The organism is Mangrovimonas sp. ST2L15, from assembly GCF_001280515.1.
GTDB classification, from domain to species: domain Bacteria; phylum Bacteroidota; class Bacteroidia; order Flavobacteriales; family Flavobacteriaceae; genus Mangrovimonas; species Mangrovimonas futianensis.
On record NZ_LBIQ01000030.1, the window covers coordinates 1,063,429 to 1,079,462 of the forward strand.

Annotated in this window: 8 protein-coding genes; 4 read left to right on the forward strand and 4 right to left on the reverse strand. The window is 36.4% G+C overall.

What is annotated here, in order from left to right:
- Window positions 1–55: 55 nt before the first annotated feature.
- Window positions 56–1,984 carry a glycoside hydrolase family 97 protein gene (locus ZA07_RS08530; RefSeq protein WP_053971279.1) on the reverse strand — a complete coding sequence of 643 codons (1,929 nt, stop codon included), beginning with the start codon at window positions 1,982–1,984 and terminating at the stop codon, window positions 56–58.
- 505 nt (window positions 1,985–2,489) lie between these two features.
- On the opposite strand from ZA07_RS08530, the gene ZA07_RS08535 reads away from it, so the two are divergent.
- Window positions 2,490–5,378: a PEP/pyruvate-binding domain-containing protein gene (locus ZA07_RS08535; protein ID WP_053971280.1), complete on the forward strand. Its 2,889-nt coding sequence runs from the start codon at window positions 2,490–2,492 to the stop codon at window positions 5,376–5,378.
- On the opposite strand, the gene ZA07_RS08540 is transcribed toward ZA07_RS08535, so the two are convergent.
- From ZA07_RS08540 to ZA07_RS08550, 3 genes are all read right to left on the reverse strand, one after another.
- A complete protein-coding gene (locus ZA07_RS08540) occupies window positions 5,373–8,228 on the reverse strand; it encodes an NTP/NDP exchange transporter (RefSeq protein ID WP_053971281.1) in 2,856 nt (951 codons plus the stop codon). The genes ZA07_RS08535 and ZA07_RS08540 overlap by 6 nt on opposite strands.
- 2 nt (window positions 8,229–8,230) lie before the next feature.
- Window positions 8,231–9,226 (reverse strand): serine hydrolase, encoded by a 996-nt coding sequence (locus ZA07_RS08545; protein ID WP_231628659.1) that lies wholly within the window; start codon window positions 9,224–9,226, stop codon window positions 8,231–8,233.
- A gap of 286 nt (window positions 9,227–9,512) precedes the next feature.
- Complete coding sequence (locus ZA07_RS08550; protein ID WP_053971282.1) at window positions 9,513–10,247, reverse strand: energy transducer TonB; 735 nt, start codon at window positions 10,245–10,247, stop codon at window positions 9,513–9,515.
- A 180-nt stretch (window positions 10,248–10,427) separates the two neighbouring features.
- Here ZA07_RS08550 and ZA07_RS08555 point away from each other — a divergent pair, with 180 nt between their 5' ends.
- The 3 genes from ZA07_RS08555 to ZA07_RS08565 are packed head-to-tail and all read left to right on the forward strand — an operon-like array spanning window position 10,428 to window position 16,031.
- Window positions 10,428–11,738 carry a TolC family protein gene (locus tag ZA07_RS08555; protein ID WP_053971283.1) on the forward strand — a complete coding sequence of 437 codons (1,311 nt, stop codon included), beginning with the start codon at window positions 10,428–10,430 and terminating at the stop codon, window positions 11,736–11,738.
- Window positions 11,739–11,747: 9 nt separating this feature from the next.
- Complete coding sequence (locus ZA07_RS08560) at window positions 11,748–12,821, forward strand: efflux RND transporter periplasmic adaptor subunit (protein WP_053971284.1); 1,074 nt, start codon at window positions 11,748–11,750, stop codon at window positions 12,819–12,821.
- A gap of 12 nt (window positions 12,822–12,833) precedes the next feature.
- Window positions 12,834–16,031 (forward strand): efflux RND transporter permease subunit, encoded by a 3,198-nt coding sequence (locus ZA07_RS08565; RefSeq protein WP_053971285.1) that lies wholly within the window; start codon window positions 12,834–12,836, stop codon window positions 16,029–16,031.
- Window positions 16,032–16,034: the final 3 nt, after the last annotated feature.

Consider the following 16,034-nt stretch of genomic DNA (forward strand, 5'->3'; position numbering starts at 1 on the left):
AAATATAAAAAAACCGGGTATTTACCCGGTTTTTTTATTCTTGTATTTATGTAATTTAGTCTAGTTTTAGAACAAAACCACCATAGCCTTTAAGCTCCAATTCTTTTAATTGATCTGAGGTAACATTTTCAATTTGGAATGAGTTTTTCTGTTTATCAGTAAATAAGGTGCCCGTTTTTGAACCTGTGAATGACAAATCCAATGGAATGGTTTTAGGGATATTTTCACCATTTATTCCTACCACAAACCATGTGCTTCCTTTTCTTCTTGCCATGACAGCATCTTTTCCTGGATATCCTGATAGTAATTTGGATTCATCCCAATCTACGGGTATATTTTTAAGTAAATCAATAACTTCCTCAGGCTGTTTACTCATGCCTTCCGGTATCTCTGCCATATGTTGTACGCCAGAGGTAAATAGGATAGGTAGTGCAAGCTCAAATGCTTTGGATGTTCTCCTGTGCATTCTTGGAATGGAGTCTAAAACCATCGGCGTAAAATCCATGGGGTCATAAACATTTCTGGTAAATGGGATGGTGGCGCAATGACTTGGTTGTAAATCTGCATTGACTTGTTCAAAAGTGACAAATTCCTCGCCTTTAATGGATTCCATGGTCATTAAATTTGGATAGGTTCTCTGCCATCCTCGCGGCAATGTGGTACCATGAAAGTTTACAAGAAGTTCAAAGGCTGCAGCATCTTTTAGGATGTCGTGATAATAGGCTATCATGGATTGACCATCGCCTCCAAAAAAGTCAATTTTCACCCCTGCAATACCGATGTTTTTTAATTTTTTGAATTCTGATTCTCGAGCCTCGTGGGTTAAAAGCTTGCTTCTTGGCGTATAGGGAGTGGTATTCCAACTTCCTGCCGAATTGTACCAAACCAAAACTTTGACATCTTTTGATTGGGCATAAGAAGCGAGTTCTGCCAATTTTTCAAATCCGATTTTTTGGTCCCAATCACAATCGATCAAACAATAGTCCCAATTCATGTTTGAGGCATAATCAATAAATTTCTTGGACGTTTCATAATTGGTGAAGTCATCTTTTAGCAACACCCAACTCCAAGATGAAAGGCCTCCTTTAATAAAATCGGTATTCATTTCAATAGCCGGGTCGGCCAGGTCTGTTCCTAAAGTGCTTTCAGCAATATCTGCTAATGATCCTACGGTAATGATACGCCAGGGTGTTTCCCATGGAGTGACAGATTCTGGATTTAAAGCACCACCAGGAAATACTTCTTCAGTTTGTGGAAAAGTAACCTGAAGCGCTCCAAACTGCTCATTGTATTTTAGCCTAGAACCACAAAAATTTTCCTTAAGTCCAGTTTCAGAAATCAGCGCCCAAACGCTATCTGTTTTAAATAAGGCTGGATAAACCCAGCCTTCACCAATAGGAGAAGGTTTGTCTTGTGAAATAGCCATTTCATAATGCTCCTCGTATGAGGGATTTGTGTGTTCCCATCCTGTTTTCGCCTTGGCCATGGGTTGCAACCAAGATTTGGTTTCTGGTCCAAATTTGTAAGTAGTAAATTCTTCTTCAATCCTTTTCAAATCTTCTGATGTTTCTGGAAATTGGTATTTCAAGGCAACCCCATTTTCGGATAATTGAAACAGGATATTAAATTCTTGGTCTTGATTGTTTTTTAAATGAACCGTATACTGTTTTGCTTGATATTCCATTTGTTGTTGTTTACCATGGAACATGGTGTACGAATCAGTTATGTTCTCAGGTTCTGAAACGGAAACCAAACTTAGCTGGCTTTCAAAATTCCCATCGGTTCTTTTTAAGCCTAGTCTTGATGTGTCTAAGACCATTTTCCCCTGATATTTTAATAAATAGTAGGGTTGAAGATTTTTATTTAAATCGAAGGTTAATTCTATACTACCATCAGCATTTGACAAAATATGCTGGGTAGACTTGTCATGTTTTTGACATCCCCAAAGAATTATGAGGAGACTGCAGATAAAAAAATGTTTCATTAGTATAAGTGTGAAAAATACATTTTAAAGATAGGAAATAACCTAGTTCTGTGAAAATATGAAGGCTAAAATGATAAGTGTTTTGTTTTAAAAAGCTCGAAAATACAGGGGTTTATAATTTTTAGATAAAAATTTTAAAAAAAAATGAGAAGTTGACAAATGTCATGTTTTGATAGATATTCTGGTTGTATTTTTACACTGTGGTTAAGGAAAAATAAAAATTCAATTTTCATATCCACTCTACAGTTTGGCCACGTTGCCAATTTTATACTGTAGTTTATTTGTCATTAATTGGCTTTTTTTAAAGTGACTTTATTTCTAGTGGAAAAATAAAGAATTCAACAAAGGCTAATTTTTGTTTGATGAGGTTTTGGGAAAAAGAGGGTTGTAAAGCAACCCTCTTTTTTATTGGAGTCTACTCGTCTCTTTCCATTAAGAATTAATCGTTTAGAGTATTAAATCAAACATTTAATTTGTAATTTAGATTTCCATCAAAATAAAATCAATGAGGCCACTTTTAATCTTCACCTTACTTATTCCTTTTATTGCTTTTTCACAGAATTCATCCTATCAGATTGATAATAAGCATGTTCAAGCCCTAATTTCCAAATATAAAAAGGATCCAAGAGGTCCCTATAAAGATATTCGTTGGTTTTGTGATGATAGCACCATTCAAATGCCCAAAGAACCCTGCGAGGAGGGAGGGATTCAACATGCACGATATAAGGATGAGGTGGAAGCTTTGGGTGATAAGAGCCATATTTTTCTTGGACAAATTCTTGCTTATACCTCGTTTGATGAATTTTGGGATCAGGAGAATTACCACTCAAGAATCAAACAATACATGATTGAAAAATACCTAAAATCGGTAGATGATGGTTGGGTAAATAGACGGGGACAGTATTATAGAGGAGCTATTCAGGCAGAAGATGAAGCAGCTTGGGGAATAGATTTTTTTCATTGGTTGTTGAAAGAGGATGAAAACATAGCGAAGCACTTTTATTTTGTGAGACAAGCTATCAAAGACATTCCACATATTGGCGATGATAATGTGACCCTACGTATGCGAAGCGAATCTAAGTCCATTGCGGATGAATTTGAGCCTTTTATGAATTTAAGAATCAAAATTCATGGTCAGCCACAAGTAGCAGATATCCAAGATGTATTGGCATTTAAGGAAAAGCAGGCTGCCAATTTGACTCCAGAATTGAACAAGCAAATTAATAAACTGGTTAAAACCATGAAGGAATATTTTAAACCAGTTGAAGTGGAGTCTCTTACTAAGTACCTGAAGGAAGTTGAAGAAGAAAAAATTCGAAATCAGATTGAAAATTATATTTCTTTATATCAAAACGAAAGCGCCCAAATGAAAATACAGGGAGCCTCGGAGTTAATGTGGTTTATTCGAGAACATATTTTAGAAGAAAAGAATGTTGCAGGTAGGTTAGCTTTATTTGATCTTTCCTTAAAACTAGAGTCTCTAATTACCAAACAAATTGATGAATATCCAGATGATGACCTAACAACCCTAACAGATAAAATATGTTATTTAAGCACTGCATCTGCGGCTTCTGGGTACACTGAAACTTGGGAATGGGAGATGCTACAAACCAGTTTGAGTACGGTGGATGGTAAAAATACCACCCTGGAAGAACTCAATGCGTTTTTAGTAGCTGCTCGAAATCAATTGGAGTGGGGCACAGGTAAAAATAATGCGGTTTTTAATCCAATAGTAGAGCTTTATGAAGGATTTGAGCCTTTGGTTCATAGTTTTTTAGATGACCGTATTAGAGGTTCGGTGGCCTTATATCTTGGGAATAGTATTGGAAAACTAGGACAGTTTATTACCGAACAGTCTTCTTTAAGTAATCAAGTTTTAGATATTTCCAACCAAAGTCATTTACATGGGTTAAATCCGGGGTATGCTTATGGGAAGTTGGTCGTGGTTGAAGGTTCGGCAGAAGATTTAAGTGTTAATCCCAATCATATTTATGTATTTGCGAGACCACCATCCGATCTGAAACCTGTAGCTGGTATTTTAAATGTTTCAGAAGGTAATTTGGTTTCACATCTTCAGTTATTAGCAAGAAATCTAGGAATCCCCAATACCTCTTTATCTAGCGATAATGTTAATGCCTTAAAAGCCTTTGACGGCCAAATGGTTTTTTATGCTGTTTCCAATAAAGGGAACGTCATAATGAAATTGGAAAAGGATATGACGGATATAGAACGGAAGCTTTTTGAAAAGAAGGAGCGAAATACCAACATGATTACAGTTCCTACAGATAAGATCAAATTAGATCGCACAACCATTATCAATTTAAGGGAATTAAATGCCAAATCTTCAGGAATCTATTGCGGACCAAAGGCAGCAAATTTGGGAGAATTGAAAGAAAATTTTCCCGATGATGTGGTTGAGGGATTTGTCATACCGTTTGGGATTTTTCTGGATCACATGAAACAAACCATTCCTGGAGAACAACAAACTTATTGGGACTATTTGAATGGTATTTTTGCTAAGGCAGAAAATATGAAGTCTTCAGGAGAGACCGATTCTAATATTGAAGCGTATCAACTTTCAGAATTGGAAAACTTAAGACAATTGATAAGTCAAATGTCTTTAAAAGATAGTTTTCTAAAAGATATTAATCGCTCCTTTGATAGTATTTTGGGAGTTCCTTTTGGGGAGCAAGCCGTATTTTTAAGAAGTGATACCAATATGGAGGATCTTGGGAATTTTACTGGCGCAGGATTAAATTTAACTTTATTTAATGTCCTTGAAAAGGAGAAAATTCTAAATGGAATTAAAACAGTCTGGGCTTCCCCTTATACGGAACGTAGCTTTAAATGGCGACAAAAGCTTTTGAACAATCCAGAAAATGTATATCCATCCATTGTAGTAATCCCGGGTGTTAACAATGATTATTCTGGTGTCATGATAACGAAGGGAGTCACCACCGGAAAAACAGATGAAGTAACCGTGGCTTTTAGTAAAGGCGTGGGCGGTGCTGTTGATGGTCAGGCTGCTGAAACATGGACTGTCAAACATCAAGGTGAGTTCCATTTGATTGCGCCAGCAAGGGAACCTTTTTACAAATCATTATTAGAAGAGGGCGGTATCGAAACCAAGATGACTACGTTTGAAACCCCCATATTAAGTGTTCAGAATATCAAACAACTTAATTTATTTAGAGAAGAATTGGAATCAAAAATGGAAGCCAAGGGAATCCATGGGCCATTTGATGTGGAGTTAGGGTTTAAGGAAAATAAAATATGGCTATTTCAAGTGAGGCCATTTGTAGAGAATAAAAATGCATTGAGTTCAGATTATCTGCAATCTATCACCCCTGATGTTGATTTGAATAAAGAAATTGCTTTGGATGCCAGCTTATAAATTGGGCTGATTATCCAAAATATTTAAGGTTTGGAGAGCTTGTTCTCTAATTAATTTACTTGGGTCGTTTAGTACTATTTTGACCAATGGTATGAAACGTTTTTCACCAGATTTTTCTATCAAGTAAAGAACAGCATGCTTAATTTTAATATCATGCCGTTCCAGAAGAATTTGGTAACATTTGTACTCACTGTAAACCTGTAAGTTTAGTTTTTTAATAATATCTTCAGAAATCTCGTTATCGATAAAGGCAGATTCAGCAATTGGTATTAATTCCTTTTTCAAATCAATATTGAGGAGATTGTCCAAAAACTCGATGGCATAGGCGCGTTGTTCTTCCTCTCCAGAACGAATGATATCCAACAAAGGATCTATATCTTCTGGCAAGTATTTTATACCTAGAAAACTAAAAATACGATGTAATTGCCTATCCAAACGTTGTTCCAGTATTTGCATCAATCCTTTTCTGGCTGCTATTTCCTGAGAGGTATTAATTTTGGCTTCTTTGTAGCTAATTATGATTTGCGAATGTAAAGACGATAAGATATTTTGATACACTTGGCATTCATCTAATATTTTACCAATCACAAAACCATCCCTTACTTTTAGGTTTTTATGCTTCCATTTAAGCCGTTTCAAGGACTCAATAGCCTCAATTGAAACAGAATGTTCTGTAGTGTCTATCAATTTGATTAAAGCATTTATTGCTTTTTGGGATTCAAACTGCTCAATCACTTTTGGAATGAATTGGCTATTTTTTAAAGATATTTTATCGTCTAAAATACATTTAGTCAAATAATCGATGATGCCTTCCCCATAGGCATGTAAGGCATCAAATAATTCATCTCTTAATGTTTTTTCCCAAAGTCTAGATAGCATGGGGTCAATGAAATCTTTTGATTTTATTTCTTTAACTGAAATTAAGGCCTGAATCACAATATCATTTTGGTTTGAAGCGAGCGATTGAGTGATAATAGAATAGAACTCTTTGGTCTTAATATTGCCGATGACTTCCAGAATGGTTTTTAACTTGTTGGATTTCATTGGACCTTCTTCAAAATGAATCCATTCATTAACGGCTTCCTCTAAGGTGGATGTGAAATTAAATTTTTTCTGGAGTGTGGGACTGTTGTGTAATTCTTGGGACAGTGCAATAAGAACAGCATTCTCTATGGATTCATCGTCCTTTATTTTGGAATATTTATTGAAAATATTTGAAGCTTCCGATGGTTTATTTTTAATGATATACCGAAGCGCATGAGTAGTTATTTCTTGATCCTCTTCAAAAATCAAGGGCTCAATTAACGAACTTAAATCGTCAGTTTTTAGAAAGTAAAGGTTTTCAATAGCTAATGCTCTTACGGCTTCCGACTCGTGGTTGAGGAGATTTTTTAAATCTTCAAAAAAACGTTCGTCAGGCGTCTCTAAAGTGCGATGGAGCATGTGAAGAATTTGGGACTCGTTTCCGTTTTTGAATACGTTTTTTATAGAGCCAACAATGGTGTTTATAGGCACCTCTTTTTTAGGTTGTTCCAGCTTTTTGCTTTTAGAGTGTGGTCTTTCTAAAAGCGATTTAAAGGCATTGATGTATTCCTTTTTAAGTCTGAAAATAAAAAACATCCAAACTAAAATAAATACAATTGTTAAGATGCTTACAAAGAAATAGGAGCCTTTAAAGACATGTATTACAAACATGAGGAGAAAACCAGCAATTCCAGTTGCAATACTATCGATTACAACATCTATAAAGGTTTTTGTCTTCTTTTTAACTTCAAGAGGAACGGGAATCATTAAAAGCTCAGTGGCCGCTTTGTTTACAGATTGTTTTAAGCTTCCGTCTGCTATTTTAATAAAGATGACAACCCACAATTCTGGAAAAAACAAAAGCAATACAGATCCAATTAAGATTCCTGTAGGTAACCATAAAAGGGACTTGCCAACTCCTAACCTTCCTACAATTCGATTAGTCAAAAACAACTGAACCAAAAGGGAAATAACACTTAAGGTAGAAAGCCAAAATGCAAAAAAGGCAGTAAGTTCTTGTTTGTCTGTTATTATTTCCGATGCAAAATGACTGTATTGATAATCTACTAGTTTAGCAACAATAACTCCAATTCCAATGACAATCCCAATAGAACTCAGCAGAGGAGAAGATTTAATCATTTTAAAAGGAGATTTCTCAATATGCTCACTTTTTAAATGTGCTAATTGATAATGGCTTAATCTAACAACCTCCTTACTCCAAATGAATTTGGTGATGGGTATACACCAAAAAAGCAAAAAGGCAGCTACCAATAAGAGGTTTTCAGAACTCATGAAGCTTGAAAGAGCACTAGTCAAATAGCCTCCAAAAATGCCTCCAGCAATGGCTCCAGCTCCAATAAATCCAAAAACGCGTTTAGCTTCTCTAGCGTTGTAAACGATGTTGGCTAAAATCCAAAATTGAGAAGTTGTTAAAAGGCCATATATGGCAACCCAGATATAGGGAATGTAAAGTAAAAGCCCTAATTTAAGTTTAAGATTGAGGGCCAAACAAAATAGGACCAAGGTGATAATGGAGCCTATTAAGGTCCTTATGATAATTTTGTTTAGGGAAAAATGAGCTAAGGCTTTATCGTAAAAAAAAGAGCCAATGATGGCAAATATAGCTGTTAAAACATAACCTGCAGGTAATGCACTGGCCGAAAGTTCTGATAAGAATAGGGAATTAATAGTAGGCTTAACAATGAGGAGGGTTGTTAAGATTAGAAAAATATTGAGCTGCAATAACAGGGTTTTTTGCAGCTCATCTTCAGTAATATCAAATACTTTTAAAAGGTATAAAGTTAACCTTTTAGGTGTTGTTGGCATAGTTAACTTGCATTGATAGCCCTTTCAATAGGGGTTACTAAATTTCTGATGATCTGTTCGCCACCTTCATTCTCTATCAAAGCTACTAAAATATATTTTCTTTCACTATCCCAAACCAAAATGGAATCGGAATGCCAATTTCTCCAAGATCCTGATTTTCTGAACAACTGAGCACCTGGAGCTATTCTTTCAAGGGTATTAACAAATTTGTGATGTAATTCAGGATTGCCCATCATTTCAAGCATGTGCTTGGAGCGCTCTTCATTGACCAATTTTCCATTCACCATCATATAGTAAAACCTACAAACTTGGTCTGCGGTTGCCGCATGACTTAAATTTTTTAATGGTTCTCTGTTAGTCGGTCCGCTGGCAGCATATCTCTTGCCTACCCATAATCCACCACCGTGATTTTCTTGATAAAAGTGATATCTTTTTGATGTTAATACATCAGCAATTTTCTGAAAACCTAACAAATCAATCATGCGCGTTGTTGCCTGGTTGTTTGATTTGCTTATCATTAATCGCATATCGTTTTTGATTTGCGTATTTTCTATTAATTCACCTCTTTCCAAAGCGTCTTCAGCAGCAAGCAATACAGCAATTTTTGGTAAGCTCGCAGCATACATCATTTCACTGCCGTTAATGGAAGCAAATCGCGGTTGAGAAGGATTATTTAGATCCACGATGCCAACAGACATTTTTTTGCTGTCGATTAATCGTTTCCATTGGTGGTTTTTGAATAACTCATTTTGTAAGGCAGAGGTTAGATCACTATTTGAATAGGTGTCCAAAGGCTTGAAATCTTCATCCGGGATAGCTATGGGCAAATGGGAATAATCGACCTCAGTTAATGATTCAATTTTTTTCAAAGCAGATAGGTTAGACCTATTTTTTGAAAAAGTAGAAGTAAATGAAATGGCCAAATAAGCTACCAAGGCTAGTACAAAAAGTAAGTGAAATTTGGTGCTGGGGCGCGTTTTTTCTTGTCTGTTCATCATCTATAACTCATTAAAAACTAGTGCAATGATAAAATTATTTTTTAAAAATTAAAATTTATTAACGTTAAATTATTAGAAATCGATTGCGATTTGGGTTTAACCCTAAAACATCTAAATTTCCAATTATCAAACTTTAAACTGAACGTTTAATAAGCTCTTTTATTATGTGATAGCCAGATCATATTACGTTTTAAATTTGATTTTGGATGTTATGTTATCATAAACAAACCCATTAAGAATTTCTTAATGGGTTTGCAGAAAACGAATCGACATATTGCCAGTTACCCTATTGGGGAACATATTTAAAGTTTATAGGCAATCCGAAAGTTACTTTTACTGGTTTGCCACGCTGTTTACCTGGCTCCATGGCAGGCAATAGGCTAATGATTCGTCTGGCTTCTTCTTCCAAAATTTTGTCTGGACCTCGGGTTTTAATGGCAGACACATGTCCGTCCCTGTCAACTGTAAAACTTACCATAACTCTACCATGCATACCCAATTGTAAAGCAACTTCTGGATATTTGAAGTTCTTTTTAACATGGCCTAGAACTCCAGATTGGAAGCAAGCTCTTAAATCTTGGTTGCTTTTACCTTCACAACCAGGGAAAATAGGAACTGATTCAACTATTGCAAAAGGAACATCAATTTCTTCCTCTACTTCTTCCACTTCAACTTCTTCCACTTGTACTACCTTTTCTTCAATTTTGTCAGATTGATTGGATTCAGTACTTTCTATGATTGATTCTTGTACTTCTTCCACGTCTTCTACCACATTTATAATTTCAGGTGCAGCAGCAGCTGGTGGTGGAGGTGGAGGAGGAGGTGTATTTAAGTTGGTAATTGGTATGTCTTCTTCAAATTGCTGCTCCATTTGTAAAACGTCGGCAAGCAAAACGTCTTTCTCATAGGATTTATAGTTCAAACCAAAATAGGTAAATAATAGCATGATGTTTAACCCTATGGCGAAGTACAAACCGCTATTTCGGCCAATTTCTACTTCTGGATTTTTTTTAGGTAACATGACTAAAAGTGTTTTTGTTTTCTAATAATAAAGGTACGAAAACGCTTTCGTGGAATATATGACATTTGTCATGAGGTTGGATTTTTAAAGGCTTGTTAAACAGTGGTTTGTTTTAGGTAACATGTGTTACTGACAGCGGATAGAGCCAAATGTATTTTTGCTTTATAAATTTTAAGATACATGAAGAATCATACCTATAAATTAATACTGCTCTTGATAATATCATATTCCTATATGAATGCTCAGGAAAGGGTGGCAATCTCAAAAATGGAGGCCCAAACGGCAGTAAAAGAAAATAACCAAACCCTTAAAATGTCTCAGGAAGATTTTATTCAGGCTAGGGCTGATTTTAGACAGACCAATGCTGTATTTCTTCCCAATATTACAGCATCACATACTGGGTTGTCAACTACCAATCCTCTCATGGCTTTTGGGTCAAAATTGAATCAGGGTATCTTGACGGCTTCAGATTTTAATCCAGACCTTTTAAATAATCCAGATGCGGTTCAAAATTTCGCTACCAAATTTGAAATCCAACAACCATTAATCAATATGGATGGTTTCCTTCAACGGAAGGCGGCGAAATCTAAAATGGACGCCATGTCTTTAAAGCAAGAGCGCACAGAAGATTACATGGTGTTTGAAGTTGATAAAGCCTACATGCAATTGCAATTAGCTTATAAAGGTGTTGAGGTTTTGGAAAAGGCACTCCTGACAGCAGAGGCTAATTACAAGATGGCAACAGATAATTTTAATCAAGGTTACCTACAAAAATCAGATTTGCTAGCTGTTGAAGTTCGCGTTACTGAAATCCAAAACCAACTTCAAATAGCAAAAAGCAATGTCCAAAATGGCTCCAATTATTTAGCATTTTTAATGGATGCAAATCAGGATCTCATTTATAAACCTACTGATAGCTTGCAAGTTGAAAACTTGAATGATTTCAACGAGACTGCTGTTGCAGAGGATCGATCAGATATAAAGGCTATGGCCATGGCTACAGATGCTTACAAGACCATGTATCAGGCCGATAAAATGACTTTTCTGCCTAGGTTGAATGCCTTTGGGAGTTATGAATTGTATGATGAACATATTTTTCAAGCGGGCTCTAATGGGTATGTAGTGGGCGCCCAGTTAAGTTGGGATATTCTCAATGGGACCAAACGTTTTGGTAAGGCCCAGAAAAGTAAATCGGAATATCAAAAATCCCAATTAGAATATGAGCAGTATGTCTCGCAAAGTCAATTAGAATTGAACAAAGCCAAACGCATGCTCGTAGATGCGAAAAATAAATTAGGGTTGAGTAAACTGGCTATGGAACAGTCTGAAGAATCCTTGCGAATTAGGAAAAATAGATTTGAACAAGGGCTGGAAAAAACAACCGATTTGTTGATGTCTGAGACGCAATATGCTCAGAAACAATTAGAATATTATCAAACGATTTTTGAATACAATTACGCACAGTCTTATGTGCAGTTTCTTACTAAATAAAACAAACACATGAAAAAAGTATATACCATTTCCACTCTATTATTTGTTGCAACCTTATTTAATTGTGGAGGGAAAGAAGAAAAGAATAGTCAAAAGGATATATCACCTATACAAGTGCAAGTATATGAAGCGACTTCCAATAAAGGGAATCCTTTTTTGGCTGTAAGCGGAAAAATTCAAGCGGTCAATAGTGCTGATTTAAGTACCCGAATGATGGGGTACGTTAATGAGGTCTATGTCCATGTAGGTGATCAAGTTAAAAAGGGTCAATTGTTGGTTTCCATTAACAATTCAGATCTTCAAGCAAAGCGAGCTCAAGTTGATGCTAGTATTTTGGAAGCGAAAGCCGCTTATGAAAATGCTAAAAAAGATTATGAAAGATTTCAAACCTTATATAAGCAACAAAGTGCTTCTCAAAAGGAATTTGATGATATGACTGCGAGATACCAAATGGCAAATGCCAGAATGGAGGCAGCAAAACAAATGAAGAATGAAGTAAATGCGCAATTTGCATACGTGAATATCACCGCTCCTTTTGAAGGGGTAGTCACTCAAAAAACAGTAAAAAAAGGCGATATGGCCAATCCTGGAATGCCCTTGATAACCGTTGAGAATCCAAATAAATTTGAGGTGATAGCCATGGTTCCAGAAACTGAAATTTCCCAAATCACAAAGGATAGTTCAGTAGAGGTTCAAGTGAAATCACTTAATAAAACTTTAAAAGGAACCGTATCTCAAGTTAGTACGTCAGCAAAACATACCGGAGGACAATATTTGGTGACCATTCAAATGGAAGAGTCCAAAGATGTTATGTCGGGTATGTTTGTTACGGTTCAATTTCCTGTTGAGAAGAAACAGCAATCAGAAGTGGTATTGGTTCCTAAAAGTGCACTTGTAACCAAAGGGCAATTATCAGGGATTTATACAGTAAGTGAAAGCCAGACTGCTATACTAAGATGGGTTCGTTTGGGAAGAACTTATGGAGATATGGTTGAAGTGCTGTCGGGATTATCAATCGATGAGTCGTATATCACATCTTCAGAAGGAAAATTGTTTAATGGTGCCAAAGTATTGGTTCAATAATCAAGTGAAAAGATGAAAGAAGGATTAGCTGGTAAGATAGCCAAAGGCTTTATAAGTTCTAAACTTACAGTACTTCTCATGATTGTTTTCATGGTGATTGGTGTATATAGTTCGTTTTTGATTCCACGAGAAGAAGAACCTCAAATTGATGTGCCTATGGCAGATATTTTTGTAGGGTATGCTGGTGCCAGTCCAACGGAGGTAGAGTCTAGGGTGATTAAGCCTTTGGAGAAAATCATCTCCAATATAAAAGGTGTGGAATATGTGTATTCCACTTCTATGGAAGAACAAGGAATGGTCATCGTACAGTTTTATGTAGGTGAAGATATTGAGCGCTCTTTTGTAAAACTTTACAATGAAATAAATAAGCACATGGACCAAATGCCCAAGGGTGTCACGATGCCTTTGGTTAAAACACGAGCCATTGATGATGTGCCTATGCTGGCATTAACATTATGGAGTGATAATTATGATGATTTTCAATTGAAACAAATAGCTCAGGAGCTTAAGAGTGAGATTGAAAAAGTAGAAGATGTGGCAATAACCCATGATATTGGTGGTAGAAATAGAGAGTTGCGTGTGGTTTTGGATAAAGATCGTTTGGCGGCAGCTGGTTTGGATATGTTATCTGTTTCTCAAATGATTCAAGCTAATAACCAACAAATGGGAGCTGGGACTTTCGATAAAAATGACGAAGAGTTTTTTGTGACCACAGGCCAATTTTTAAAGTCGATAGAAGATGTAGAAAATTTGGTAGTTGGCGTACAGCAACAACAACCTATTTATTTAAAACAAGTAGCCCAAGTATTTGACGGACCTCAAATACCCGTGAATTATGTGAGTTTAGGGTTTGGGCAAGCAAGTGAAAAGCAGGATGTATTTCAGTCTGAATATCCAGCGGTGACCATTTCCATAGCCAAAAGAAAAGGTGCCGATGCCATGAAAATTGCAGATGTTATATTGGACAAGGTAGAGCACTTAAAGAAAAATCTGGTGCCTGATGATGTTCATGTTGAAATCACGAGAAATTATGGAGAAACTGCTTCTCAAAAAGTGTCAGAACTTTTAATGCACTTAATCGGGGCAATCATAGCAGTTACTTTAGTGGTTATGCTGGCTATGGGCTGGCGAGGTGGATTGGTTGTCTTTTTGTCGGTGCCCATAACGTTTGCATTGACATTGTTGAGTTATTATTTACTGGATTATACCTTAAATAGAATCACCCTGTTTGCCTTGGTCTTTGTAACGGGTATTGTGGTGGATGACTCCATTATCATTGCAGAGAATATGCATCGACATTTCAAGATGAAACGCCTCCCATTTAAGCAAGCAGCGCTTTATGCCATTAATGAAGTTGGGAACCCAACCATTTTGGCAACCTTTACAGTTATTGCTTCTGTGTTGCCAATGGCATTTGTATCTGGATTAATGGGGCCTTATATGAGTCCGATGCCAATAGGAGCTTCCATAGCCATGTTATTGTCATTGTTTGTAGCTTTAACCATTACCCCATATCTAGGTTATATTTTCTTAAGGGAAAAGGATAAAAAGGCTGAAGATGACCCAGAGAAGAAGGATGTTTCTGGAACCTTCATTTTTAGAATGTATGAGAAGTTTGAAAAACCACTGATTGAGAATAAAACCAAACGTTGGACCTTTTTAGGAATTACCATTTTCTTGCTTTTGGGTTCTGTGTCTTTGTTCTTTACCAAATCCGTGGCGGTAAAAATGCTTCCATTTGATAACAAAAATGAATTTCAGGTGGTCATTGATATGCCAGAAGGAACCACTTTAGAAAGAACTTCGGTGGTAGCAAGGGAAATTGGGCAATATTTAGCAACAAGACCTGAGGTGGTGAACTACCAAAGCTATGTTGGGGCTTCTGCTCCAATAACCTTTAACGGATTGGTAAGGCATTATGATTTACGCGGAGGTAGTAATATGGCAGACATTCAGGTAAACTTAACCGATAAGCATGACCGGGATGTTCAAAGTCATGACATTGCTAAATCTATGCGTCCTGATATTCAAAAGATAGCTAAGAAATATCAAGCTAATGTCAAGTTGGTTGAGGTTCCACCGGGACCACCAGTTTTATCTACCATTGTTGCTGAAATCTACGGTCCCGATTACGATCAACAAATGGAAGTGGCAAATCATGTTCAGGACATTCTTAAAAATACCAATGATGTGGTTGATATTGATTGGATGGTAGAAGACGACCAAGTGGAGTATCAATTTGTTGTGGATAGGGAAAAAGCCATGTTAAATGGTATCGCTCCCCAGCAAATTGTGTATACCATGAATATGGCATTGTCCAATAAGCCAGTTGCTGCTTTGTATGATAAGAATGCTGTTCATCAAGTAGGAATTGTACTTGCTTTAGACGAGAAGGAAAAGTCAACCCTTATGGATATTTCACAATTAAAAGTGGCATCCAATCAAGGAGGCATGGTCCCCATCGCAGACCTTGTCGATATTCAACAAGTAACTAAGGCCAAAAGTATTTATAGAAAAAATCAGAAAAGAGTTGTTTATGTGATGGCTGATATGGCTGGAAATCTTGAGAGTCCCGTATATGCCATTTTAGGAATGAGTGATAAACTTCAAAATATTCCTTTACCTGATGGGTATGCTATGGATGAGTTGTACATAAAGCAGCCTCGTTTTGAAGATGACTATACCGTTAAGTGGGATGGAGAGTGGCAAATTACCTTAGAAGTTTTTAGGGATTTAGGTATAGCATTCTTAGGTGTCATAATCATTATATACATATTGATTGTAGGATGGTTTCAAAACTTTAAAGCACCCGTTGTAATGATGGTTGCCATTCCATTGTCCCTAGTTGGAATTGTCTTGGGACATTGGATGATGGGGGCTTTCTTTACAGCTACTTCCTTTATTGGGATGATTGCTTTAGCTGGGATTATGGTTCGAAATTCGGTTTTGCTTATTGATTTTGTGAATTTGAGGTTGGCAGAGGGCATTCCTTTAAAACAAGCAGTTATTGAAGCTGGAGCAGTAAGAACCACACCTATTTTATTAACGGCCGGTACGGTTGTTATAGGGGCTTTTGTGATTTTATTTGATCCTATTTTTCAAGGGTTGGCTATTTCACTTATGGGAGGAACTATTGTTTCAACCATTCTGACCTTATTGGTAGTGCCTTTAGTTTACTACATGATTGAACGTAAAAATTATCAAGATTAAAAA

Bases quoted from the DNA above. Each gene is read 5' to 3' on its own strand.
- ZA07_RS08530 (WP_053971279.1), bottom strand. From the start codon at position 1,984: ATGAAACATTTTTTTATCTGCAGTCTCCTCATAATTCTTTGGGGATGT.
- ZA07_RS08535 (WP_053971280.1), top strand. From the start codon at position 2,490: ATGAGGCCACTTTTAATCTTCACCTTACTTATTCCTTTTATTGCTTTT.
- ZA07_RS08540 (WP_053971281.1), bottom strand. From the start codon at position 8,228: ATGCCAACAACACCTAAAAGGTTAACTTTATACCTTTTAAAAGTATTT.
- ZA07_RS08545 (WP_231628659.1), bottom strand. From the start codon at position 9,226: ATGATGAACAGACAAGAAAAAACGCGCCCCAGCACCAAATTTCACTTA.
- ZA07_RS08550 (WP_053971282.1), bottom strand. From the start codon at position 10,247: ATGTTACCTAAAAAAAATCCAGAAGTAGAAATTGGCCGAAATAGCGGT.
- ZA07_RS08555 (WP_053971283.1), top strand. From the start codon at position 10,428: ATGAAGAATCATACCTATAAATTAATACTGCTCTTGATAATATCATAT.
- ZA07_RS08560 (WP_053971284.1), top strand. From the start codon at position 11,748: ATGAAAAAAGTATATACCATTTCCACTCTATTATTTGTTGCAACCTTA.
- ZA07_RS08565 (WP_053971285.1), top strand. From the start codon at position 12,834: ATGAAAGAAGGATTAGCTGGTAAGATAGCCAAAGGCTTTATAAGTTCT.